The organism is Rahnella ecdela (assembly GCF_019049625.1).
Classification (GTDB): domain Bacteria; phylum Pseudomonadota; class Gammaproteobacteria; order Enterobacterales; family Enterobacteriaceae; genus Rahnella; species Rahnella ecdela.
The window spans coordinates 17,291-40,238 of sequence record NZ_JAFMOY010000132.1 but is presented as its reverse complement, the minus strand read 5'-3'; the positions used below and the strand labels follow the sequence as shown (position 1 = coordinate 40,238).

23 protein-coding genes and 1 tRNA gene are annotated in these 22,948 nt (G+C 55.1%); 11 read left to right on the top strand and 13 right to left on the bottom strand.

The features are described 5' to 3' along the window. Positions 1-171: 171 nt before the first annotated feature. Together J1784_RS20945 and J1784_RS20940 are read left to right on the top strand one after the other, a co-directional pair. Entirely contained in the window at positions 172-531 is a 360-nt protein-coding gene (locus J1784_RS20945; protein ID WP_217150805.1) for a type II toxin-antitoxin system RelE/ParE family toxin, read from the top strand. Then, positions 531-833, top strand: a complete 303-nt coding sequence (locus J1784_RS20940; protein ID WP_217150804.1) for a helix-turn-helix domain-containing protein — start codon at positions 531-533, stop codon at positions 831-833. The genes J1784_RS20945 and J1784_RS20940 overlap by 1 nt, the downstream gene beginning before the upstream one ends. Positions 834-919: 86 nt before the next feature. On the opposite strand, the gene J1784_RS20935 is transcribed toward J1784_RS20940, so the two are convergent. Next, positions 920-995: transfer RNA gene (locus J1784_RS20935), tRNA-Asn, on the bottom strand. A 395-nt stretch (positions 996-1,390) separates the two neighbouring features. On the opposite strand from J1784_RS20935, the gene J1784_RS20930 reads away from it, so the two are divergent. The 7 genes from J1784_RS20930 to J1784_RS20900 all read left to right on the top strand — a co-directional run bounded on the left by J1784_RS20930 (position 1,391) and on the right by J1784_RS20900 (position 8,481). Continuing rightward, the gene (locus J1784_RS20930) at positions 1,391-2,263 is read left to right on the top strand and encodes a MurR/RpiR family transcriptional regulator (protein WP_217150803.1); all 873 of its coding nucleotides are present in this window, start codon (positions 1,391-1,393) and stop codon (positions 2,261-2,263) included. Positions 2,264-2,291: 28 nt separating this feature from the next. Next, positions 2,292-2,873: a D-alanyl-D-alanine dipeptidase gene (ddpX, locus tag J1784_RS20925; RefSeq protein WP_217150802.1), complete on the top strand. Its 582-nt coding sequence runs from the start codon at positions 2,292-2,294 to the stop codon at positions 2,871-2,873. A gap of 47 nt (positions 2,874-2,920) precedes the next feature. After that, positions 2,921-4,501 (top strand): ABC transporter substrate-binding protein, encoded by a 1,581-nt coding sequence (locus tag J1784_RS20920; protein ID WP_217150801.1) that lies wholly within the window; start codon positions 2,921-2,923, stop codon positions 4,499-4,501. A 62-nt stretch (positions 4,502-4,563) separates the two neighbouring features. Beyond that, the gene (locus tag J1784_RS20915; protein WP_217150800.1) at positions 4,564-5,580 is read left to right on the top strand and encodes an ABC transporter permease; all 1,017 of its coding nucleotides are present in this window, start codon (positions 4,564-4,566) and stop codon (positions 5,578-5,580) included. Positions 5,581-5,583: 3 nt separating this feature from the next. After that, positions 5,584-6,495, top strand: a complete 912-nt coding sequence (gene ddpC / locus J1784_RS20910) for a D,D-dipeptide ABC transporter permease (RefSeq protein WP_120505890.1) — start codon at positions 5,584-5,586, stop codon at positions 6,493-6,495. A gap of 1 nt (position 6,496) precedes the next feature. Then, positions 6,497-7,525: an ABC transporter ATP-binding protein gene (locus J1784_RS20905; protein WP_217150799.1), complete on the top strand. Its 1,029-nt coding sequence runs from the start codon at positions 6,497-6,499 to the stop codon at positions 7,523-7,525. Further along, positions 7,525-8,481: an oligopeptide/dipeptide ABC transporter ATP-binding protein gene (locus J1784_RS20900; RefSeq protein ID WP_217150798.1), complete on the top strand. Its 957-nt coding sequence runs from the start codon at positions 7,525-7,527 to the stop codon at positions 8,479-8,481. The genes J1784_RS20905 and J1784_RS20900 overlap by 1 nt, the downstream gene beginning before the upstream one ends. A 101-nt stretch (positions 8,482-8,582) precedes the next feature. Here the strand turns inward: J1784_RS20900 and J1784_RS20895 are convergent, their stop codons facing one another. The 4 genes from J1784_RS20895 to galB are packed head-to-tail and all read right to left on the bottom strand — an operon-like array spanning position 8,583 to position 12,053. Next, a complete protein-coding gene (locus J1784_RS20895) occupies positions 8,583-9,470 on the bottom strand; it encodes an NAD(P)-dependent oxidoreductase (protein ID WP_217150797.1) in 888 nt (295 codons plus the stop codon). Continuing rightward, on the bottom strand, positions 9,463-10,575 hold the full coding sequence (locus J1784_RS20890; RefSeq protein WP_217150796.1) for a 4-oxalomesaconate tautomerase: 1,113 nt from the start codon (positions 10,573-10,575) through the stop codon (positions 9,463-9,465). The genes J1784_RS20895 and J1784_RS20890 overlap by 8 nt, the downstream gene beginning before the upstream one ends. A gap of 9 nt (positions 10,576-10,584) precedes the next feature. Continuing rightward, positions 10,585-11,310, bottom strand: a complete 726-nt coding sequence (locus J1784_RS20885) for a 4-carboxy-4-hydroxy-2-oxoadipate aldolase/oxaloacetate decarboxylase (RefSeq protein WP_217150795.1) — start codon at positions 11,308-11,310, stop codon at positions 10,585-10,587. Continuing rightward, positions 11,307-12,053, bottom strand: a complete 747-nt coding sequence (gene galB, locus J1784_RS20880; RefSeq protein WP_217150794.1) for a 4-oxalmesaconate hydratase — start codon at positions 12,051-12,053, stop codon at positions 11,307-11,309. Before galB ends, J1784_RS20885 begins: the two co-directional genes overlap by 4 nt. Before the next feature lie 152 nt (positions 12,054-12,205). On the opposite strand from galB, the gene J1784_RS20875 reads away from it, so the two are divergent. Continuing rightward, positions 12,206-13,420, top strand: coding sequence for a LysR family transcriptional regulator (locus J1784_RS20875; protein WP_217150793.1), 1,215 nt, complete (start codon positions 12,206-12,208; stop codon positions 13,418-13,420). A gap of 1 nt (position 13,421) precedes the next feature. Here the strand turns inward: J1784_RS20875 and aroQ are convergent, their stop codons facing one another. The 5 genes from aroQ to dapF form a co-directional block, all read right to left on the bottom strand. Continuing rightward, a complete protein-coding gene (gene aroQ, locus J1784_RS20870) occupies positions 13,422-13,862 on the bottom strand; it encodes a type II 3-dehydroquinate dehydratase (RefSeq protein ID WP_217150792.1) in 441 nt (146 codons plus the stop codon). Between the two features lie 14 nt (positions 13,863-13,876). Continuing rightward, positions 13,877-14,710, bottom strand: a complete 834-nt coding sequence (locus tag J1784_RS20865; RefSeq protein ID WP_217150791.1) for an amidohydrolase family protein — start codon at positions 14,708-14,710, stop codon at positions 13,877-13,879. Beyond that, on the bottom strand, positions 14,707-15,969 hold the full coding sequence (locus J1784_RS20860) for a gallate dioxygenase (protein WP_217150790.1): 1,263 nt from the start codon (positions 15,967-15,969) through the stop codon (positions 14,707-14,709). The genes J1784_RS20865 and J1784_RS20860 overlap by 4 nt, the downstream gene beginning before the upstream one ends. A 117-nt stretch (positions 15,970-16,086) precedes the next feature. Next, positions 16,087-17,466: an MFS transporter gene (locus tag J1784_RS20855; RefSeq protein WP_217150789.1), complete on the bottom strand. Its 1,380-nt coding sequence runs from the start codon at positions 17,464-17,466 to the stop codon at positions 16,087-16,089. Positions 17,467-17,788: 322 nt separating this feature from the next. After that, on the bottom strand, positions 17,789-18,628 hold the full coding sequence (gene dapF / locus J1784_RS20850; protein WP_217150788.1) for a diaminopimelate epimerase: 840 nt from the start codon (positions 18,626-18,628) through the stop codon (positions 17,789-17,791). 161 nt (positions 18,629-18,789) lie between these two features. Between dapF and J1784_RS20845 the strand changes: the two genes are divergently transcribed. Then, a complete protein-coding gene (locus J1784_RS20845) occupies positions 18,790-19,359 on the top strand; it encodes a GNAT family N-acetyltransferase (protein WP_217150787.1) in 570 nt (189 codons plus the stop codon). Positions 19,360-19,400: 41 nt separating this feature from the next. Here the strand turns inward: J1784_RS20845 and J1784_RS20840 are convergent, their stop codons facing one another. The 3 genes from J1784_RS20840 to J1784_RS20830 all read right to left on the bottom strand — a co-directional run bounded on the left by J1784_RS20840 (position 19,401) and on the right by J1784_RS20830 (position 22,938). Further along, positions 19,401-19,706, bottom strand: a complete 306-nt coding sequence (locus tag J1784_RS20840) for a YbdD/YjiX family protein (RefSeq protein WP_217150786.1) — start codon at positions 19,704-19,706, stop codon at positions 19,401-19,403. After that, entirely contained in the window at positions 19,699-21,765 is a 2,067-nt protein-coding gene (locus J1784_RS20835; protein WP_217150785.1) for a carbon starvation CstA family protein, read from the bottom strand. Before J1784_RS20835 ends, J1784_RS20840 begins: the two co-directional genes overlap by 8 nt. A 231-nt stretch (positions 21,766-21,996) precedes the next feature. Then, entirely contained in the window at positions 21,997-22,938 is a 942-nt protein-coding gene (locus J1784_RS20830) for a DMT family transporter (RefSeq protein WP_217150784.1), read from the bottom strand. Between the last annotated feature and the right edge of the window lie 10 nt (positions 22,939-22,948).

The window sequence follows — 22,948 nt, the reverse complement described above, 5'->3', positions numbered from 1 at the left end:
ACATTGCTGGCCTCAGGCACCCGTTCTTTATTTTTTCCATCGCACGAATTTTTGGAAGACGTCTTCCGTATTTTTACCTTGCTCCTTGTGAACGATTCCCTTCGCGCAGTACCTTCTGATTATAGCATTTGACCTATATAGTAATTGACCTATAATCGACAAGGAGTCGCTGTGTGGATAATTAATACGACAGAAAAATTTGATCGCTGGTTTAATCAACTCGACGATGTTGAGCAGGCAAATGTGTTGGCTCTGTTGATTGTCTTAAAAGACAAAGGGCCTGCATTATCGAGACCTTACGCAGATACTGTGAATCACTCTTGTCATCGTAATATGAAAGAACTGCGGATACAGAGTAAAGGCGATCCCATCCGGGCATTTTTTGCTTTTGACCCCTTGCGAAGAGGCATAGTGCTTTGCGCTGGGAACAAAGTTGGAAATGAAAAACGATTTTATGACGTCATGATACCGGTCGCCGACAGTGAATATACCCGTCACCTGAATACGATAAAAGAAAAGGAATGGCCTTAATGAGCAGAACCCTTGAACAGTTACTGGCATCGGTAAAACCTGACGTTGCCGCACAGGCACAGGCAATGGCCGCCGATATTCTGATCACCATTGAGCTGGCTGAACTGCGTGAAAGAATGCATAAAACACAATGTGAGATGGCAGAAACGTTGGGCGTTAAACAACCGACGGTTGCCGGAATTGAAAAGCCCGGTCGTGACCTGAGATTGTCTACTTTGAAGCGTTATGTCGAAGCCGCCGGTGGCAAGTTGCGTCTGGAAATCGATTTGCCGGATGGCAGTCATTTTGGGTTTGCGATGTAACAGCAAGGCCTGACCTGCAAGATTTCAGCTCATAATCAGAAAAGCAAAACGCCCGCTTAAGTTTCCTTAAGCGGGCGTTTCTAATATGGCTCCTCTGACTGGACTCGAACCAGTGACATACGGATTAACAGTCCGCCGTTCTACCGACTGAACTACAGAGGAATCGTTTGAACGGGGCGAATAATAGCGACTGCCCCGAAGCATGTCAAAGGGTTAACGCAAAAAGTTGTCTGACTGCTGCCTTAATATTCAACTTGTTGAGTATTAAGGCAAAGTGATTAAAACCTCTGCCATTCATCCCAGTCTTCACACCATTTCACTGCCGCATTGCACTAAAAGCAAACACAAGTTGCCTGTTTGTTGTGCAGCCGTTATCAGTAAGTTCGATTCTGGCCGATCATTAGCAAGTTTTTTGCCAGTAACGGGGCATAAATCCACTCTAAATTCAGATCTGCTGCACAAATTTCACTCATTTATGGGAATTGGCACACCCCGTGCATTGTTATTTTTCTAACAGCGAGTAGTTTTTTGACAATAAAGCAACAAAGGATTAACCGATGCAGCCAGCGCAGGATGTGATCCAGCAACTCGAAGCCTCGTTCGCCGGACAGACACCGACGGGTAAACGCATTGCCAGTTATTTGCTGGCTAATCTGGCGCAGATCCCTTTCGAAACGGCGGACAGTATTGCGCGCAGCGCGGCGACCAGCGGCATTTCCGTCGGGCGTTATCTGCGCAGTCTCGGTTATCGCAATCTCGATCATTTCAAACAAACTTTGCGTCTGCAAAGCGGCTCGTCTTATCAGCCCTGGGTGGTCACCGACCGTCTTGGTGCTTACCGTGAACGCAGCAAACAGCCGCAACAGGAAAAGCTACAGGATTCACTGGCGCTTGAGCTTGATGCCATTAATCACGTGTATCAGCTGGCGCAGACCGATAGTTTTGCGCAGATCAGCCGTCGCCTGGCCGATGCGGAGGCGGTATTTATTCTTGGCATTCAGTCCGTGCGCGGCATCGCTAACAATTTCTCCAGTTATCTCGAGTATTTACGGCCAAAAGTGTATTTCGCTGACGGACTGGCAGGCACGTATGTCGAATCCCTGAATTCCGAATTTGCGCAGCCTTATCTGGTGGTCACCGATACGCGGGCGTATTCGAAAATGGCACAAACCTATTGCGAAGCGGCCTGCGAACGCGGGCTGAACGTGGCGTTGATCACCGATATTTACTGTCCGTGGGCGCGCGATTATCCGGTGGATTTATTGCAGGTGAAAACCGACACCGGCCAGTTCTGGGATTCGATGGCACCGCTCAGCTGCCTGTTCAATCTGCTGTGTTCAGCAGTGCTCGAACTGCGTGGTAACGACGTGGAACAGCGTCTGGCCAATAACCGCATCCTGCAAAAACAGCTTGGACAATTTGAATCCTGACCTTTTAAACCAGCGGAAAGATTGACTGATGAACACGAAAACACCTGATATCGACCTGATCGACCTGGCAGATGCTTTGCCCGATGCCGTGATCGACCTGAAATATGCCACCGCCGATAACCTGACCGGTCAGCCGATTTATCGCGAATCGCGCTGTTTGTTACATCCCGATGCAGCTGCGGCGCTTCTGCGCTGCAACGAAGTGGCGAAACTGGCCGGATTTAGCCTGAAAATTTATGACGCCTACCGGCCTCAGGCGGCGCAAGCCTGCTTATGGGCGGCGTTTCCGAATCCTGATTACGTTGTGGATATCAAACTCGGTTCGCACCACAGCCGGGGCGTGGCGGTAGATCTCACCTTGCTCGATGAGCAGGGGGAAGTGGTGGATATGGGCGCGGGCTTTGACGAAATGACTGAAGTTTCACACCCGTTTTATCCTGATTTACCGCCACAAATTCAGCGTAACCGCCTGCTGCTCAACGCCGTGATGGCGGCGGGAGGCTTTAAAGGTATCACCAGCGAGTGGTGGCACTTTGAATTACCGGATGCCAAAACGTATCCGTTGTTGGAAGAGCGGTTCGGCTGCTATCCGCCGGTCAATGCCGCGTAATCATTGCACGTCTCTTATCACTTTTTGACAGAGCCAGGAGTTATCCGATGAGCAACACAGCAATCAACACGTTCCGCAAAAATACGAAAACACAGGTCGCCGGTGCCATTTTTCTCGCCTTGTCAGGCTTAAGTTTTACTGCGCAGGCCGCCGTACCGAAAGACATGCTGGTGATCGGCAAAGCGGCGGATCCGCAAACCCTGGATCCGGCGGTGACTATCGACAACAACGACTGGACGGTCACGTATCCGGCATATCAGCGTCTGGTGCAGTATAAAACCGAAGACGGCAAAGGCTCGACGCAGGTAGAAGGTGACCTCGCGGCAAGCTGGACTGCCTCGCCGGATCAACTGGTCTGGACGTTCAAACTCAAGCCAGGCGCAAAATTTGATGACGGTTCCGACGTCAATGCCGACGCGGTGAAATGGTCATTTGAGCGTCTGATGAAAATCGGTCAGGGCCCGTCTGAAGCCTTCCCGAAAGATATGACGGTCACCGTGGTCGATCCGATGACCGTCACCTTTACGCTGAAAACGCCGTTCGCACCATTCCTCTACACGCTGGCGAATGACGGCGCGGGCATCGTCAATCCGGCGATTGCCAAAGCCAACCCTGCCGATGAAGGCAAGGCGTGGCTGGCCGGTCATACTGCCGGTTCCGGTCCTTATAAGCTGGATCGCTGGCAGAAAGGCCAGCAACTGGTGCTGGTTCCCAATCCGCATTACAGCGGCGCGAAGCCTGCGTTCAAACGTGTGACCGTGAAAATTATCGGTGAAAGCGCCACCCGCCGTCTGCAACTGTCGCGCGGGGATCTGGATATTGCCGATTCCCTGCCGATGGATCAGCTGGCTGCGCTCAAGAAAGAAGACAAAGTCGCAGTTGAAGAATTCCCTTCATTGCGCGTGACGTATCTGTATCTCAATAACGCTAAAGCGCCAATGAATCAGGTGGATTTACGTCGTGCGATTTCTTCTGCCGTAGATTATCAGGGCATGGTGAAAGGTATTCTCGGCGGCAATGCCAAGCAAATGCGCGGCCCGATCCCGGACGGCATGTGGGGCTTTGACCCGACGGCGAAGCAATACACCTTAGATCTGACGCAGGCCAAAGCGGATCTCGAGAAAGTCAAAGACAAGCCACAAACGCTGGACTTCCTGTACTCCGATAACGACCCGAACTGGGAATCTATCGCGCTTGCCGTGCAGGCCAGCCTCGGCCAGGCCGGTATCAACGTGAAGCTGGAAAAACTGGCGAACGCCACCATGCGCGACCGCATCGGGCAGGGCGATTACGACATCTCGATTGGTAACTGGAGCCCGGATTTCGCCGATCCGTACATGTTCATGAACTACTGGTTCGAGTCCGACAAAAAAGGCCTGCCGGGTAACCGTTCGTTCTACTCCAATCCGGACGTTGACGCGTTGCTGAAAAAAGCCGTGTCAGTTACCGATCAGAAACAGCGTACTGACTATTATCAGCAGGCACAGAAAATCGTTATCGACGAAGCGGCGTACGTTTACCTTTTCCAGAAAAACTATCAGGTGGCAATGAACAAAGATGTGAAAGGCTTTGTTTTCAACCCGATGCTGGAACAAGTCTTCAACGTTGGCCAAATGCATAAGCAGTAACCGCAATATCATTCACGAAAACCCCTTTCAGGACCTGAGAGGGGTTTTACGGGGAAAATACTATGACTTTTTGGACTCTGATCCGACAAAGATGCTGGGGTTTAATACTGGTGATGGCGGGCGTCTGCGTCATCACTTTTATCATCTCGCATATGATCCCCGGTGACCCGGCTCGGTTGCTGGCGGGCGATCGCGCCAGTAATGAAATGGTCGAACATATCCGTGAGCAACTGGGGCTGAATCAGCCTTTATATGTGCAGTTTTTCCGGTACGTCAGTGATTTGCTGCACGGTGATTTGGGTACTTCGATCCGTACCGGCCGTCCGGTGCTGGAAGACCTGAAAGCGTTCTTCCCGGCGACGCTGGAACTGGCAATCAGCGCGCTGTTTCTGGCGATTGTGCTCGGTATTCCGCTGGGGGTGTTGTCGGCGGTTTATCGTAATAAATTCCCGGACCATCTGGTGCGTCTGCTCTCGGTGTTGGGGATTTCCACGCCTGCATTCTGGCTGGGCCTTGGCGTGATCATCCTGTTCTACGGTCATCTGAACCTGCTGCCGGGCGGCGGAAGGCTGGATGACTGGATGGATCCGCCCGCCAATATCACCGGCTTTTATGTGCTCGATTCCCTGCTGACCGGCAACTGGGACGCGTTCTGGAACAGCCTGCAACATCTGGCGATGCCTGCGCTGACGCTGGCGTTTGTGCATATGGGCATTGTGGCGCGACAAATTCGTTCGGCGATGCTTGAGCAACTGAGTGAGGATTACATCCGCACAGCGCGTGCCAACGGGCTTTCGCATTGGCGCGTCATTCTCAGCCACGCCTTGCCGAATGCGCTGATCCCGTCCGTGACCGTGCTCGGGCTGGCGATGGGCGATTTACTGTATGGCGCGGTGCTGACCGAAACCGTTTTTGCCTGGCCGGGCATGGGCGCATATGTGGTGAATTCCATTCAGGCGCTGGATTTTCCGGCAGTGATGGGCTTTGCGGTGGTGGTGTCGTTTGCGTACGTCATCGTCAATTTGTGTGTGGATTTACTGTATGTGTGGATCGATCCGCGCATTGGCCGTGAGGGGTGAGGCATGTCTGTGATTGAACCGGGCGTCAATAATCATCGGGCCGACATCGTGGCGCCGGACGTCAAACCGCGCTTCGCTAACTGGCGTCGCACATTTCATCTGCTGAGCCGCAGCCCGCTGACCATGCTCGGGCTGGCGATCATGCTGATTGTGTTGTTTATCATGATTTTCTCGCCGTGGCTGGTGCCGCACGATCCGAACGCTATCAGCCTCACCGACCGGTTACAGGCACCTTCCGCGCTGCACTGGTTTGGCACCGATGAAGTGGGGCGCGATTTGTTCAGCCGCGTGCTGATTGGCAGCCAGCAGTCGGTGGCGGCGGGGCTGGCGGTGGTGATTATCGCCGGCACGATTGGCTCGCTGCTGGGTTGTTTTTCCGGCGTGGTCGGCGGTGTGGTGGATGCGCTGATTATGCGCTGCATGGACATCATGCTGTCGGTGCCGTCGCTGGTATTAACGATGGCACTGGCCGCTGCGCTCGGGCCGAGTTTGTTTAATGCCATGCTGGCGATTGCCGTGGTGCGTATTCCGTTTTACGTGCGGCTGGCGCGCGGGCAGACGCTGATGCTGCGTCATCAGGCGTATATGCAAGCCACGCGGACATTCGGCGCGTCGCGCTGGCATCTGATCACCTGGCATGTTTTACGCAACGTTATGCCGCCGCTGGTGGTGCAGGCTTCGCTGGATATCGGTACCTCGATTCTGATGGCCGCAACGCTCGGTTTTATCGGCCTTGGCGCCCAGCAACCGACCGCAGAGTGGGGCGCGATGGTCTCCAACGGTCGTAATTATATTCTGGATCAGTGGTGGTATTCGGCGTTTCCGGGCGTGGCGATTTTAATTACCGCCACCGGTTTTAACCTGTTCGGCGACGGTCTGCGCGACCTGCTGGATCCAAAAAGCAGAGGCCGCTGAGATGACTGAACAAATACACACGCCGGTACTGGAAATCGACAATCTGCAACTGGTCTTTCCGGTTTACGGCGGCGAAGTGAAAGCCCTGAATCAGGTTTCGTTGTCAGTGAGCGCTGGCGAAATCGTCGGCGTGGTTGGCGAATCCGGTTCAGGTAAATCGGTCACGGCGATGATGGCGATGCGCCTGCTGCCACCCGACGGTTTCACCGTCACCGGCGGCGAATTACGGATGCTCGGCACCGACGTGGTGCACGCCAGTGAAGAGCAGATGCGCACCTTACGCGGCGCGCGCGTGGCGATGATCTTTCAGGAGCCGATGAACGCGCTGAACCCGACGCGCAAGATTGGTCGTCAGATGTGTGAAGTGATTTGTCTGCATCAGAAACTCAGCAAGGCGCAGGCGTGGCAAAAAGCCATCGGCTTGTTACAAGATATGCAGATTGCGGACGCCGAACAGGTGATGTCGCGCTATCCCTTCGAGCTTTCCGGCGGTATGCGCCAGCGCGTGTTGATCGCAATGGCGTTCTCCTGCGAGCCGGAACTGATTATCGCCGACGAGCCGACCACCGCGCTGGATGTCACGGTGCAGCGACAGGTTTTACGTTTGCTCCAGCGAAAAGCCCGCGCCAGTGGCACCGCCGTGTTATTTATCACCCACGATATGGCGGTGGTGTCGCAGCTTTGCGACCGGGTTTACGTGATGTATGCCGGGCATGTGATTGAAAGCGGCGACACACAGGACGTAATAGAAGCGCCGTCGCATCCGTATTCCATCGGTTTATTACAGGCGGCACCGGAAAACGGCGAGCCGCGCAGCCTGCTGAAAGCCATTCCCGGGACGGTACCCAATCTTGCAAAACTGCCGCAAGGCTGTGCGTTTCGCGGACGGTGTAATCATGCCGATGAACGATGTCTTGAAACACCGGTGCTGGCGCCAATGACGCAATTCCCGCACCAGTCCGTTGCCTGCTGGCATCCGCAGCGTCATGCCGGTGAAATCCGGGTCCAACCCGTTGAGGAGCTTTCCTGATGATTGATGAAGCGTTAGTCGAACTCCAGGATGTGCGGGTGCGTTTTCCGGTAAGTGTTAACTGGCGCGGCAAACCGACCGGTTATGTCCATGCGCTGAACGGGTTAGATCTCAATATTATCCGCGGCGAAACCTTAGGGATTGTCGGCGAATCCGGCTGCGGCAAAAGCACGCTGGCGCAGTTACTGATGGGTTTACAAAAGCCGAGCAGCGGCGAAATTCACCGCGCGCGCCACGACAATTCGTGGTTTGGTTCGGGCATGCAAATGGTGTTTCAGGATCCGCAATCGTCACTGGATCCGCGTCTGCCTGTCTGGCGGATTATCACCGAGCCGGTGTTTGTGCAAAAACACAACAGCAGCCGCGAGCGTCGCGAACTGGCCGCCACGCTGGCAGAGCAGGTGGGCATTCGCAAAGAATATCTCGACCGTCTGCCGCATGAATTCTCCGGCGGCCAGCGTCAGCGAATTTCCATCGCCCGCGCGCTATCTTCAGAGCCAGACATCATCGTGCTGGATGAACCGACCTCCGCGCTGGATATTTCGGTGCAGGCGCAAATCCTCAATCTGCTGGTGGAACTGCAACGTCAGCGCAATCTGACTTACGTGCTGATTTCCCACAACGTGTCCGTCGTGCGCCATATGAGCGACCGTGTGGCGGTGATGTATCTGGGGCAAATCGTCGAACTGGGCGCGGCGGAAAAAGTGTTGTCCGAACCGCAGCACCCGTACACCCGTTTGCTGCTCGATTCCGTTCCCCGCGCCGGACGTGCTCTGGATGAAGGGATCGTCGATAAGAAGGGCGAATTACCCAGTAACCGGAATCTGCCGATGGGCTGTTATTTTCGCGAACGCTGTCCGCTGGCCGGCGACGGCTGCCAGATGCCACAGGATCTTGTCTGCGGAGCAGGGGGGGTGGTGGCGCGATGTCATCGGGTTATGCCGGAGCGGGCATAAAGGCGCTTTTTTAATTTTAAGGTCAAAACCGTGGGTGGCAACCCACAGTTTTGACCTTAAGGCCGGCACCCCACGCCCCCCGACCTTATGATCGGTTCGCATCACCGGCGATGCAAAATATCCATAGTTTTATCCCACTCAAACGGCTCCAGATCCGAATACCGGATCCCCTTCGCTGCCATTGCATCCACCAGCCCTTGCTGGGCGAGCACCGTGCCGGAACTCATATTCGGCGCGACGCCTACATCCGCGAGCGTTTTCACCACTTCGCGCATTTCCTCGGCGCGGCGTTTGCCATGTTCTGCAATCCGGCTGATGAGATAGTGCGGCAACTGTGCGTCCCAGCCGAGTGACGGAAAACTGGCGTGCAGTGAGGCCAGTACTTCTTTTTCGACGCCGTACTGGCGCGCGGCGCTCAGGCATTCGGCGGTCAGGGCTTCGAGGCCTTTGATCATCACGCTGCGGCACATTTTGATGGCGGAGGCTTCACCGACAGTTGTGCTGTGAACTTTGGGGTTAAATCCATTTTCATTCAGCCATTCGCTGATGGCGTAAACCTGTGCGCCGCCCAGCAGCAACGGAGTTTTCAGACGGGCAGGGGGATAGGGCGCCATTACTGCGACGTCGAGATAATTGCCGCCAGCCTGTTCAATTAACGCCATTGCCTCGCGTTTGGTGTGCGGCGAAACGGAATTCAGATCAAGAAAAAACTGTCCGGGTGCGAGGTGGCGGGCAACGGAACCGGCAACATTCAGCGCTTCGGCGGCGGTCACGGCCGAGAATATGATCTGACTGTTTTTTACGGCGTCTTCCAAAGACGGCGCAAAGTGCACCCCGGCGTCGCGGGCGCGCTGCCGGATAACGGCTGAATCCGTCTGCTTATCAAACGCCACAATATCCAGCGACGGATTTTGGTTCTTTAAATCCGTAGCCAGAATGGTGCCGACCTCGCCGAGGCCAATCAGGGTAACGCGGGTCACGTTATTCATGGGGGATCTCCTGATGTCCGTCCCAGACGCTGGCGGGGACGGCGACGCGGCCTTCAAAAATCAGCCGTGCGGTGCGTAACAGGGCGCACCCTTTAAGGCGTTGTGCGCCGGTCTGTGTCGGATCGAGTTGTAATTCCACGCTGAATTCGCCGGTCGGATGTTCGACGCTGATTAACGGCGTGTCGCCGGAGGGCGCGTGCGCCAGGCCTTCGGTGATGCTGCCGGGGATCAGGCAGGCGCTGGCAACGCTGACCGCGCCGAGGACACCAATCGAGGCGTGGCAGCGGTGCGGAATAAATGTCCGGCTGGAGATGGCACCGCCGTTTCGCGGTTCAGCGATCAATGTCATTTTCGGCACGGTACGCTGCGTGACATCGCCGAGATTCATTTTCGGACCGGCCTGCAAGCGTATCGATTCGAGACGCATTTTCAGCTCCGTATCGGCATCCAGCTGTTCGCGGGTTTCATAGCCACTGCGCCCGAAATCGGCGGCGCGCAGCAGGATCACCGGCATACCGTTGTCGATGCAGGTCACGTCGATGCCATCAAACTTATCGCGCGCATTGCCTGTCGGCAGTAACGCGCCGCAGCTGGAACCGGCGATATCGGCAAATTCCACGCTGATTTTGGCCGCAGTGCCCGGCACGCCATCGATGCGTAAATCACCCTGATAGCAAACCTGGCCGTCTTTGACCGACACATACGCAGTCGCAAGTTGTCCGGTATTCTCCATAAAGATGCGCACCGGCGTGATGCCTTCGACCGTGCTGACAAGATCCCGCTCGAGAGCGAACGGGCCGACGGCGGCCAGAATATTGCCGCAGTTTTGTCCGTAATCCACCACCGCTTTATCGACATTCACCTGAGCAAAAAGGTAATCGACGTCGGCATCCGGGCGCGCGGAAGGGCGCACAATCGCCACTTTGCTGGTCAGCGGATCCGCGCCGCCGAGCCCATCAATCTGGCGCGGATCGGGGGATCCCATTACCGCCAGCAGCACGCGGTCGCGTAGCTTTTCATTTCGCGGCAAATCAGCCGCCAGAAAAAATGCGCCTTTCGAGGTGCCGCCGCGCATCAGCAGGCAGGGAATTCGGGTCTGCGGCATATCGGCTCCTCAGCGCTTTCCGGCTTGTTCTAATTCTTCAGTGGAATCAAAATATTTCAGGCCTTTTTCCGCCAGACGAGGGCGCATGTTGTAGATATCCAGCCCGAGTTCTCCGTCAGCCATTCGCGCCCGTTTGCTCTCTTCCAGCGCTTCCCGTTCACGGCTGGCCTGCACAACCTGTGCGACTTCTTCACGACGTACAACCACCACGCCGTCGTCATCGGCCACGATGGCATCACCCGGATATACCAGCTGTCCGGCACAAACTACCGGCACGTTAACCGACCCGAGTGTCTCCTTGATGGTGCCTTGCGCATGAACCGCCCGCGACCAGACGCGGAATCCCATATCTCGCAGCGTTTTGGTATCACGAACACCCAGATCTGCCACCAGCCCAACCACGCCGCGCGCTTTCAGCGACGTTGCCAGCAAATCGCCGAAAAAGCCGTCAGAACACGGCGATGTCGGAGCAACCACCAGAATGTCGCCCGGCTGACATTGTTCGACGGCAACGTGGAACATCCAGTTATCACCCGGCGCAGTGAGCACGGTGATGGTGCTGCCGGAAATCGCACAATCCTGCTGAATCGGACGAATGCCCGCATCCAGCAAACCTTTGCGACCCTGTGCTTCATGCACCGTCGCCACGCCAAAGGCGGCAAGTGTGGTCACGTCCGTTTTATTTGCCCGTGGAATATGGCGTACCACGACGCCTTTTTTGCCGACCAGACTCATGCTAAATCCTCCGTCACACGCGGGAAGATGCTCTGATAACCCTCGCCGTAAACGATGTTCTTGGTGCTGGTGATCCCGACATTACGTTTTGCCTGCACGCCGCGCTGCTGGGCGACGCGGGTGTAGTATTCCCACAAATGTTCCTGACCGGCCATGCACTGAATAGCCTGATATTTCTTGTCCCAGACATCAGTGATATCGAGCAGCACGTCGGGTTTCCACTCGCATTGTTCCGGCTGATGCGGCTCAAAGCAGTAAACCGGTGGCGCGCCGACGATGGTTTCGCCCGGCTTATAGCCTTCTGCCTGCGCGATAATCCGCGCTTCCTGCGCCAGATGCGTCGCCATCGGATGGTCATAGTTGTACGGGTCTTTCAGGGAATGCGTCAGCACGAAATGCGGCTGTACGCGGCGGTAAACATCGGCCAGACGGAACAGCGATTCTTTGTCGGCACGCAGCGGATAATCGCCCATATCAAAGAACTCAACGGTGGCGCCCAGAATTTCAGCGGCCGCCATCGCTTCATCGCGACGCGATGCTTTCACGATTTCTTCGGTCATATTGCCTTTACGCCACAGTTTGGCGGATTCGCCACGCTCGCCGAACGACAGGCAAACGATGTGGACGGCATAACCGGCCTGGGTATGTTTGGCGATGGCGCCGCCCGCGCGCCAGACGAAATCGGCGGAGTGGGCGCTGACGACTAATGCGCTTTTAGAATCATCTTTTTTTGGCTGAGTCATGAGGGTGTCCTTGGTTTTATTGTTCTCAAAATGTCTGAGTTCCATGCTGTCAGCCTGCGCCCGTGACGGGTAATTCATTTGATTGCAGGGGGTATGCGTTTTATTTATATTGCAGGGGGGCGTCACGTAAAAAAACCAGAAAGGAGAAGGGGATGGCAGAGACTGAGATGCTGAGTAACCTGATGCAAATACGGGCATTTTGTCAGGTTGTCGATCAGGGAAGTGTATCCCGCGCGGCTGATGAGCTTTACCGCACGCAGTCGGCGGTCACGCGGGCGATACGTGATCTGGAACAGGCGCTTGATGTCCCGCTGTTTGAACGTCACGCCAACGGCATGTTACTGACCGATTTCGGAAAATGCGTGCTGCCGCGTGCGCGGCGGGCGATTGCCGAACTGCGTCAGATCCCTTCGCAGCTGGCGAAATTACAGGGCAAAAGCGGGCAACGGCGCGGTGACACTGAACCGTTGTATTTGTTTAACGTCCGGCGTCTGCAAATTTTTATCTCCCTGTGCAAAACACGGCATATGCAGACGGTCGCTACTTTGCTGGGTCTTAGCCAGCCTGCGGTCAGCGCCGCGCTGAAAGTGCTGGAAAACGGTGCCGGTCTGGCGCTGCTTGAGCGCACGCCGCACGGCATGATGCCTTCGCTGGCCGGGCAGGATATCGTGCCGAACCTGCGTCGTGCGCTCAACGAACTGCGCCATATTCCGGCGGATATCGCCGCGCGTCGCGGTGTGCTGGAAGGAACAGTGCAGGTCGGGGCGCTGCCGCTGGGTCGCACACGGTTATTGCCGCAGGCGATTATCGGCCTGACGCAACGCTACAGCGGTGTGAAAGTCGTGACTAACGAAAGTGCGTTCAGCGCATTGGCCTCTGAATTGCGTTCAGGTGAAGTGGATTTCATTTTTGGCGCGCTGCGATCCAGTGATTATGCGGCGGATATGGCGACGGAAACCCTGTTCACCGAAAGCATGGTGATTCTGGCAAGAAAAGGGCATCCATTGCTGAGCGGTACCCTTACGCAGGCGCATCTGCGCGAGGCGCGATGGGTGCTACCGCGCGCCGAAACGCCCGCCCGACGCCTGCTGGATAACAGTTTTGCCGCAATGAATATACCACCGCCCGATCCGGTAGTGGAAAGCGGGGATCTGGGAATTGTGCGCGGTCTGTTACTCGGTTCCGATATGCTGGCGGCAGTATCAGCCCGCCAGCTGGAGCACGAGCTGGGATCCGGAGAACTGGTCAAACTGCCGCTGGATCTGACCGACACGCACCGCGCCATCGGGCTGACATTCCGCGCCGGGAGTTTGTTGTCACCCGCCGCCGAGGCGCTGGTAGCGGAGATCAGAAAGCTTTGCAGCTAAATCATTTTTTCAGATTCACCACAGCCTGTCTGATCGCATATTCATAACCCTGAATGCCGAAACCGCAGATCACGCCGACGGAGACGTCGGAGAGAAATGAGTGATGGCGGAAGGTGTCGCGTTTATGCACGTTGGTGATGTGCACTTCGTACAGCGGCAGGCTGACGGCAGTCACGGCATCGCGGATGGCGACGGAGGTGTGCGTCCAGGCGGCGGCGTTCAGGATCATCGCGTCCACCGTTCCCCGACAGGCCTGAATGCGGTCAATCAGGTCACCTTCGTGATTCGTCTGGAAGAATTCGATAGTCGCGCCACAGCTTTCGCCGGTCTGATGACACAGCTTTTCGATGGTCGCCAGCGTGTCGTGACCGTAGGTTTCCGGTTCACGGGTGCCGAGCAGATTGAGATTCGGGCCGTTAAAGACGGCGATTTTATAATTCATTGTCCTTCCTTTCTTCAGTAATCGGTAAATCCAAACAATGCTTTCGGCGTCTGCCACAAAATCTGCTGACGGGTTTTTTCATCAGGGAATAATTGGTCCACCAGCATCAGCAACGTGCCGAGATCCATCCGGTGTTCTGCCCGCAGGAACGGCCAGTCGGAACCCCACATGCAGTGCTCTGCGCCAAAGGCATCGAGCAGGGCGTGCTGATAGGCGTGTCCGTCCTGATAAGGAAAAGGCTGACGACTGAATTTCGCCAGGCCCGACAGTTTGACCCAGGTTCTTTGCGTGTCGGCCAGGCCGAGAAGTGCCTGAAACGCCGGTTGTCGCAGACCTTGCGTGACATCCGGACGTCCGGAGTGATCAATCAGCAGCCGCGTTTTATTGCGGTTGATCAGCGGCAACAGCGCCAGCAGCTGATCGTTCTGTACCTGGATAGCAGCGAACAGTTCCAGTTCGGCAAGACGCCCCATCAGTTTGTCGAGATACAAAAACGGCTCCGTGCCGAGCATCGCCACGTTCATGGCAATGCCGACCACACCGGCCTGTTTCAGACTGGCGAGCCGCTCAATGCTGATATCAAAGGGCACCACGGCAATACCTTTAAAGCGTCCGTTGCCTTTTTCCAGCGCATCCAGCAGACAGGTACTGTCGGTGTTGTAACCTGACGTCGGGCCGACAATCAGCGAGTGGCGGATGTTGTACGCCTGCATCACGGCGCGGTAATAATCGGTGGTGCCAATCTCGTGCCCTTCCGGACGATAAGGTGTGTCCGGAAGGTACGGGAAGCGCGCCGGATCAAACACGTGGTGATGTGTGTCGATCTTGGGTTGCTCAAAAATCGTCATGCTTTCGCTTTACCTGCTACTGAATAGAGAACTTGTTGATTGCGGGTTTTCTGGAATTCTTCCAGCGTTTCGCCGCGCATCGCGGAATAAATATGTAAGTTGGAAACGCCGACTACCGCGCCGAGTTTTTCCAGCAGGAAGAAGCTGACGCCGTAATGGATCATGCCGCGCCAGTCGAGTTCCCGCAGCAGCTTTTGTTCTTCGTCTGTCAGTTTGTTTTCAGCCAACATCGCCTGCTGATCGGTAAGGAAACGCTCGCGCCACGCGGGCTGGATCAGACGGTGCAGGAACCGGTTAATGCGCAGCGCTTTCAGGCTGCGTGCCTGCGTGAACGGATAGGTGCCCGGCAGCTTTTCGACGCCTGCCATCTGCTGCGCGATTTTGTCACGCTGGCGCTGCTGCACGTCATACGGCGCTTCACGGGACTGATTCTCAAGAATAAGCGTGGCGATACCGGTCATCGACGGCAGATAATAGGCCTGATGCAGTTTCTTCACATTGGCGGATAACGCGCCGCGCATCACCAGCCACATAATCACTTCCGCGCCTTCCATACCACCCTGCGTGGCGAATTCGGCCAGCGTCATTTCGGTCAGACGTTCCGGGTCGTTGACTATCATATCGACGAACTGCTCATCCCAGTCGGGATTGTTAAAGCCACAACGCTCGCCATGAACCTGATGCGAAACGCCACCGGTGGCGACAATCGCCACGTTTAAGTCTTCCGGGAAACTTTCAATCGCACGACGCAGCGCCTGACCGAGTTTGTAACAGCGGCGCGCGGTCGGAATAGGGAACTGCAACACGCCGATTTGTAGCGGGACGATTTGCGTCGGCCAGCCGCCTTCATGCGGGAGCAGGGCAGAAAGCGGGGAGAACAGACCGTGATCCAATGGCTTGTCCTGGAAGAATGACATATCAAATTCGTCCGCCATCAGGCTGGCACCAATATGCTGCGACAGCGCCGCATGGCCTTTCACCGCAGGCAGATCGCGCGGACCACCGCCTTCGTCAGCGACTTCATATTTTTCGTCGATACCCAGCGTAAACGCGGAATAGTGATCGAAGAAAAACGACGTCACGTGGTCATTGAAAATGTAGACCAGCACGTCAGGTTTTTTGTCATCCAGCCACTTTTGCATCGGCGTAAAGCTTTCGAAAATAGGCGCCCAGGCGCTCTCTTCCTGCTTGTTATGGTCAACCGCAAAACCGATGGTCGGGGTATGTGAAACTGCTAAACCACCTATGATTTTCGCCATCTTAAATCCTCAATACTTTTTGTAGGGTAACCGCGGCGCGAAAGTCATGCCGCCTTCTTTATGTAAATGATTATGTTAATGATTACTGTTCTAATTATAAGGTGGCTAATCCAGAGATTAGCGGATATTCATGGTGCGTGACAACTCCGGGATGTCAGTAATATCAACGCCTTTGATCATCTCGGCCGGGTGCGCCGCGCGGTGTAAAAGAATGCTCAGACCTGCCAGCAATGCAGGCAGCGCCAGAATAATAAAGATCATGTTTTGACCGGAGAAAACGCCCAGCAGGACGCCGCCCATCGAAGAACTGATAATGGCGCCGCTTCGCCCGATGCCGTGCATCCAGCAGACGCCGGTGGCACGCATTTCAGTCGGATAGAAGGCCGGAGAAAATGCCTGCAAACCGGTTTGTGCGCCGTTAATACACACGCCGCTGATGAACACCAGCAGAGCCAGAATATCCGGGCCGAAGTTGCCGATGCCCTGCGATAACAGGCTGACTACGCCCATCATGTAAAAACCGGCGATGACGCGTTTGGCAATAAACCGGTCCATCAGGCCGCCGACCATCAGGCCGCCGAAAGTGCCGCCCAGCTGGAAAAGACCGGCAACAATCGCTGCTCGTTCCAGAGAGAATCCTCCATTTCGCATGATGGTCGGCAGCCACCCATTGAGCAGATAAATCACGAACAGCCCCATGAAATACGTGACCCACAATACGATGGTGCCTTTGGCGTAGCCGTTGGTGAACAGCTGGAACACTTTGGCTTTTTTCTGAATAACCGGCGCTTTCAGCACGAACCTGGTGCCTTCACTGAATACGCCACCGGCGCGGGTCAGCACTTTGGCGATTTTCTCTTTCGCCACTTTACGTACCACCATATACATGGCGGATTCTGGCAGGATCCACAGCAGCAAAGGCAGCATCAGCAGCGGCACAATCCCGCCTGCGAAAATCACTGCTTTCCAGCCAAAATGTGGCAGTAAGCCAGCGGCAACAAAACCACCCGCGCCTGAACCCACGTTAAAGCCACTGTACATGACGGTTATCATCAGGCTTCGGCGGCGTTCTGGCATATATTCCGACACCAGCGTCACGGTATTGGGCATCACCGCGCCTAAACCGAGCCCGGTGAGAAAGCGCAGGAGAGCCATTTCCATCGGCGTGCGGGCAAAAGTGCTCAGCAGGCTGAACAAGGCGAAGCAGAGGATTGACCACATCAGCACACGTTTGCGCCCGAAGCGGTCTGCGTTTGGTCCGGCGATCAGCGCACCAATGGCCACGCCAAACATGGCTGCGCCCAAGATCGGCCCCATTTCCGCGCGGCTGATGCCCCAGTCTTCTATAAGGGCCGGGGCGATAAAGCCCATCACGGCGGCGTCATATCCGTCGAACATGATGATGATGAAACACAGGGATAAAACCACCCACTGATATTTCGATATCGGGCGTTCGTCTATCCACGTTTTCACGTCCACGATGGTGTTGTTGCTCATAGGGTACGCTCTCTGTTTTTTTTATTAATATGTGATCGGATTAAAACTTTGAAGAAAATTTCACTGACCGGCGGAGCATAGAAAACGGCAGTGAGGGTGTTTTATTGTGATTATTTTATTTATTAAACAATGAGTTGATTTATCATTGTTGTGCTTCCTGATAACCAACTTAGGGGCTGTAAAGCGTGCTGTCTGCCATAAAATGATTATGCGGGTATGAGTTTTGTTTATGAGACGTGTTTAAAATTACGGCAGGCGGGCTGCCGTATTCAAAAAGAGGTTCGGGAAGAGGAAGGGACAAAGCTGTGAGAAGGCGAACGGGTTATGCCGTCATATCCCGGAAACAGTCGTTATCGAGGGTGATTGTGGCGATTTTCTGCACCGGGCCGCGCATGTTGACCTGAAAATCGCCGCTGAAACTGATGGCAAGTGTCCCGCCCGGCATATGTACCGTGACATTGTCATCCACCAGTCCGAGTTTGCGCATCGCACTGGCCGCGGCGCAGCTGCTGCTGCCAGAGGCCAGCGTGTAACCGGCACCGCGTTCCCAGATGCCGATACGGATGTTGTTTCTGTCCAGCACCTGAGCGAACTGCACGTTGGTGCGTTTCGGGAAAATCGCCAGCGTTTCTATTTCTGAACCCAGCTGTTTTACCCGATCCAAATCCAGTTTATCCACGCGGATCACGCAGTGCGGATTGCCCATCGACACCAGCGTCGCACTGAAATGATGTCCGCCCGCCACCAGTGGCAGCGCAAGGGCTTCGTCACCTTCAACAGTGGCCGGTAAAGCGGCGGGTGAGAATTTTGCCTGTCCCATATCCACGATCACCTGATGCGCCCCTTCGGTGACTTCACAGCGCACCTGCCCGCCCAAAGTATTCACCTGAAACGGCTCATGCGTCACGCGGCCAATATCAAACAGATAACGGGCGTAAATGCGCAGGCCGTTGCCGCTTTTCTCGGCCTCGGAACCGTCAGGATTAATAATGCGCAGTGAAGGAATGTCCGCGTCATCATTGTCGATAAGCAAACCGTCAGAGCCGATGCCGTAATGACGATCGCAAATACGCTGAATTTGCGCGTGACTGAGCAGGGCGGCAACGCTCTGATGGCAGACCAGATAATCGTTACCCAGACCGTGATAGCGGTGAAAAATCATGTTGGCACTTCCTCTGGCAAATACTGCAAATTCATAATTGATGTGAATAGCTTTAATAGGAAATCTTGCCTGTTTCAATAGCGCCACGTAAATTCAAAATAATCAGTGAGAAAATGCTCCGCTGATCTCCGTAAGATCCCGCCATAAACAAGGAGTTACTGATGGAAGCTTTTACCGTTCCTGTGGCCGTTCCGCCGCTGGCTGTCGCCACACCACGCCTGATTTTACGTCAGTGGCAGGAAAGCGACGCTGAGCCTTTTGCCGCGATGGTCGCCGATCCGCAGGTGATGGAGTTTTTCCCGTCGACGATGACCCGCGAGAAAAGTGACGAAATGCGAACCCGTTGCCGGGATATGTTGACCGAACGCGGATGGGGGATCTGGGCGGTTGAGTTGCGTGAAACCGGCGAGTTTATTGGCTTTGTCGGGCTGCATACACCGGGCTATGACCTGCCGTTCACTCCTTGCGTGGAAATTGCCTGGCGATTAAAAAAGGATGCCTGGGGAAAAGGTTACTGCACCGAAGCCGCCCGCGCTGTTCTGGACGCAGGATTTAATCAGCTGGGACTGAAGGAGATCGTAGCTTATACCGCGCTGCCGAATGTGCGCTCTGAGGCGGTGATGAAAAAGCTGGGCATGGTGTGCAGTCCGAAAGAGAACTTCATGCATCCGATGCTGGAAGAAGGACACTGGCTGCGGGAACATTGCTTGTATCGTTTGCCGCGTCCGTGAACGAAATACTGCTCCCCCTTTTCAGAGGGAGCAGTGTGTTTTCAGCAAGGACATTTGCCCATTTTCCCGCCTTCGCTCGGGAATCTTGCCTCCAGACAACGGCGGTGGAATTCCCGCTCCGTCATCGGGGTGCTGTCAGGATGCCGAACCTGCATATGACGGACATAATTCTGGTAATCCTGCACGCCGACCATCAGCCGGAAGCTCTGCGCCGTGCGCTTTATGGCCAGTTTCAGCCAGTCAGCGACGTTATGCGGCTTCGGTTGCGGCACAAATAACGGCTGACAGCGCGTCACCTGAAATGCCGCTAAGCGTGGCGTCTTAAATAATGCGCGTGATTCAGACATGGCGTGCCTCGCGACGGTTAACGACAGCAGTTTCATGCACCGTTGGCGTAGCAGATTTCAGCGCCCGGCGGATTACGAAGAAGGCGGAAATCAGCATCGTTACCGCCACCAGCATGAAGAAACCACACAGGATGGCGTTGATCTGATTGTTCAGCACGATGGTATGCATATCCGCCAGCGTTTTCGCCGGTTTGATGATTTCGCCACTGTCGATTCCGGCACTGAATTTCTTCGCCTGTGCCAGGAAACCAATAGACGGTTTTTCGTGGAAAATCTTCTGCCAGCCTGCGGTCATCGAGGTGATGAACAGCCAGATAGTCGGCAAAATAGTCACCCACGCATAGCGCTGTTTCTTCATTTTAAACAGCACAACTGTACCCAGAATCAGCGCCATTGAGGCCAGCATCTGGTTACCGATACCGAACAGCGGCCACAGGGTATTGATGCCGCCGAGCGGATCCACCACGCCCTGATACACGAAGAAACCCCAGCCTGCGACCGCGACCGTAGTCCCGGCAAATGTGCCGATCCAGGAACGGTTATTCGCCAGCGACGGAACGGCGACGCCGACCAGATCCTGCACCATAAAACGGCAGGCGCGGGTACCGGCATCCACGGCGGTCAGAATGAATAAGGCTTCAAACAGGATGGCGAAGTGGTACCAGAACGCCATCATCGCGCGGCTGTTGAACACGTCGGTGATGATGTGCGCCATGCCGACCGCAAAGGTCGGTGCGCCACCCGCGCGGGAAAGAATCGACTGCTCGCCGACGTCTTTGGCGATTTGCGTCAGAATGTCCGGCGTGATGACAAAGCCCCAGCCATTAATCACCTGCGACGCACTTTCCACCGTGGTGCCAATCAGCGCCGCCGGTGAGTTCATCGCGAAGTACACGCCGGGATCGATAACCGATGCGCAAATCAGCGCCATGATGGCGACAAAAGATTCCATCAGCATTGCGCCGTAACCGATAAAGCGGATGTGGCTTTCACGTTCAATCAGTTTCGGCGTGGTGCCGCTCGAAACCAGCGCATGGAAACCGGAAATCGAACCGCAGGCAATGGTGATAAAAAGGAACGGGAACAGGCTGCCGGAGAACACCGGACCGCTGCCGTCGATAAAGCGCGAGACTGCCGGCATTTTCATTTCCGGCATGGCGAAGACGATACCGACTGCCAGACCGGCAATCACGCCGATTTTCAGAAACGTAGACAGATAATCACGCGGTGCCAGCAGGAGCCAGACCGGCAACACCGAAGCAATAAAGCCGTAAATCACCAGCACCCAGGTGAGCGTGGTGCCGTGCAGCGTAAAGAACGGGCCCCAGTAAGGATCCGCCGCCACGTTACCGCCGTATACAATGGCCAGCATCATCAGCACGAAGCCAATTACCGACACTTCTGCGATTTTGCCCGGACGCAGAAAACGCATGTAGATGCCCATAAACAGGGCGATTGGGATAGTTGCCGCGATGGTGAACAGACCCCACGGGCTGTCGGCCAGTGCTTTAACCACCACCAGCGCCAGCGCGGACAAAATAATAATCATCACGCCGAGCGCGCCAAGCATGGTGATCACCCCGGCAAAATCGCCCAGTTCCTGCTTGGCCATTTCACCTAATGAGCGCCCGTCGCGACGGGTAGAAATGAACAGGATCAGGAAGTCCTGCACCGCACCGGCCAGCATCACGCCAACTAAAATCCAGATAGTGCCCGGCAGGAATCCCATTTGCGCGGCAAGGATCGGGCCGACCAGCGGACCGGCTCCGGCGATGGCCGCAAAATGGTGCCCGAATAACACCCATTTGTTGGTCGGTACGTAATCCAGCCCGTCGTTGTGACGCTCTGCCGGGGTCATGCGTTTGTCATCGAGTTCAAAGACTTTTTCAGCGATAAACAAGCTGTAAAAACGGTAGGCAATGCTGTAACAGGCAATAGCGGCGACCACCAGCCAGAGCGCGTTGACGTGTTCGCCCCGGCTCAGGGCAAGCATTCCAAAGGCAAAAGCCCCTATTAACGCCACCACCAGCCAGGTTATCCCGGACTTGACGCTTTTCATGATGTACAACTCCTTTTAGTGGTCCCGCGAATTGCGAGCCACTTTTTTGTGAGAGTGTGATGTAGGGAGGTAAGGGTCGGTGTACAGAATGTACGTTGCGACTATGTTAAATTGCTGTTTAAAAATAATGTGTTTAAACAGAAAAGTTTGAAGTTAAGAATGAAAATGTGATGAGGCTGGCGCTTTGAACAGAGAAGACTGGTCTGATGACATCAAAGTTGTGAGAGCCAGTCACTCTGCGCGGGTGGGCTGGATATTTTGCACGACGTTTTCCCGGGATTTGCCGGAGCAAAGCGCAATCCCTGCTGCAATCAGTAACGTACTGACCAGATGAAAGGCGTGCAGCGGGATATTGAGAAACAGAATACTCAGCGCGCCGCCGCTCAGCGGGATCAGGTGCGAGTAAATTTCGCCCCGCGTGGCACCAATCACCTGAATGCCTTTGTTCCAGAGCAAATAAGAAAGCCAGGAAGGAAAAATCACCAGATAGGCTAAACCGGCCAGAAAACTGCCGCTGAAATAGGCGTGCAGTTGCTGATGAAGGTCGGATACCGACATGAATCCGGCAAAACTGAAAGCCAGCACCGGCAGCAAAATCAGGGCGCCGAGTGCCGCGCTGACGGCAACGAAAGCATTGCCGCCGACGCTTTTCGGTTTGGTGCGCAGGAATGCGCAGTAAAGCGCCCAGCTGATGGCGGAACCCATCGTCCAGACATCACCGCGGTTGAGGTTTTTCAACGTTTCTACATGCAGTAAATCGCCCTGCATCACCAGCCAGACCACGCCGAAAGAGCTTAAAACCACGCCGGTAATATTGCGCGATGAAATCTTCTCTTTGAAAATAAACTTATTAATCAGCAGCACCAGCGCCGGGGTGGTGGATAAATAAATGGCTGCATTTAAAGACGACGTATATTGCAGGCCAATGTAGAGCGTGAGAGGAAATAATACCTGTCCGCACAGCGCCAGAAAAAGAATGGTCCCTTTCGCTTTCTTCATTTCCGGCCATTGTTTTTTCACCTGCGGTAAATAAAGCGTGAGCAACAGCAAGGCGGTCAGCATCCAGCGGGCTTCGGAAAGCATAATCGGGTCGGCCTGCGTCACCAGAAAATGTCCAACAACATAGTTTCCGCCCCAGAAACAGGCGGCCAGGGTCAAAAATAAATAAGGCATAAGTTTTACC

Bases quoted from the DNA above. Each gene is read 5' to 3' on its own strand.
- J1784_RS20915 (WP_217150800.1), top strand. From the start codon at position 4,564: ATGACTTTTTGGACTCTGATCCGACAAAGATGCTGGGGTTTAATACTG.
- J1784_RS20830 (WP_217150784.1), bottom strand. From the start codon at position 22,938: ATGCCTTATTTATTTTTGACCCTGGCCGCCTGTTTCTGGGGCGGAAAC.
- J1784_RS20855 (WP_217150789.1), bottom strand. From the start codon at position 17,466: ATGAGCAACAACACCATCGTGGACGTGAAAACGTGGATAGACGAACGC.
- J1784_RS20905 (WP_217150799.1), top strand. From the start codon at position 6,497: ATGACTGAACAAATACACACGCCGGTACTGGAAATCGACAATCTGCAA.
- aroQ (WP_217150792.1), bottom strand. From the start codon at position 13,862: ATGAATTATAAAATCGCCGTCTTTAACGGCCCGAATCTCAATCTGCTC.
- J1784_RS20865 (WP_217150791.1), bottom strand. From the start codon at position 14,710: ATGACGATTTTTGAGCAACCCAAGATCGACACACATCACCACGTGTTT.
- J1784_RS20930 (WP_217150803.1), top strand. From the start codon at position 1,391: ATGCAGCCAGCGCAGGATGTGATCCAGCAACTCGAAGCCTCGTTCGCC.
- J1784_RS20895 (WP_217150797.1), bottom strand. From the start codon at position 9,470: ATGAATAACGTGACCCGCGTTACCCTGATTGGCCTCGGCGAGGTCGGC.
- J1784_RS20920 (WP_217150801.1), top strand. From the start codon at position 2,921: ATGAGCAACACAGCAATCAACACGTTCCGCAAAAATACGAAAACACAG.
- J1784_RS20875 (WP_217150793.1), top strand. From the start codon at position 12,206: ATGGCAGAGACTGAGATGCTGAGTAACCTGATGCAAATACGGGCATTT.
- J1784_RS20845 (WP_217150787.1), top strand. From the start codon at position 18,790: ATGGAAGCTTTTACCGTTCCTGTGGCCGTTCCGCCGCTGGCTGTCGCC.
- J1784_RS20900 (WP_217150798.1), top strand. From the start codon at position 7,525: ATGATTGATGAAGCGTTAGTCGAACTCCAGGATGTGCGGGTGCGTTTT.
- ddpC (WP_120505890.1), top strand. From the start codon at position 5,584: ATGTCTGTGATTGAACCGGGCGTCAATAATCATCGGGCCGACATCGTG.
- J1784_RS20940 (WP_217150804.1), top strand. From the start codon at position 531: ATGAGCAGAACCCTTGAACAGTTACTGGCATCGGTAAAACCTGACGTT.
- J1784_RS20890 (WP_217150796.1), bottom strand. From the start codon at position 10,575: ATGCCGCAGACCCGAATTCCCTGCCTGCTGATGCGCGGCGGCACCTCG.
- dapF (WP_217150788.1), bottom strand. From the start codon at position 18,628: ATGATTTTTCACCGCTATCACGGTCTGGGTAACGATTATCTGGTCTGC.
- J1784_RS20835 (WP_217150785.1), bottom strand. From the start codon at position 21,765: ATGAAAAGCGTCAAGTCCGGGATAACCTGGCTGGTGGTGGCGTTAATA.
- J1784_RS20840 (WP_217150786.1), bottom strand. From the start codon at position 19,706: ATGTCTGAATCACGCGCATTATTTAAGACGCCACGCTTAGCGGCATTT.
- J1784_RS20860 (WP_217150790.1), bottom strand. From the start codon at position 15,969: ATGGCGAAAATCATAGGTGGTTTAGCAGTTTCACATACCCCGACCATC.
- galB (WP_217150794.1), bottom strand. From the start codon at position 12,053: ATGACTCAGCCAAAAAAAGATGATTCTAAAAGCGCATTAGTCGTCAGC.
- ddpX (WP_217150802.1), top strand. From the start codon at position 2,292: ATGAACACGAAAACACCTGATATCGACCTGATCGACCTGGCAGATGCT.
- J1784_RS20885 (WP_217150795.1), bottom strand. From the start codon at position 11,310: ATGAGTCTGGTCGGCAAAAAAGGCGTCGTGGTACGCCATATTCCACGG.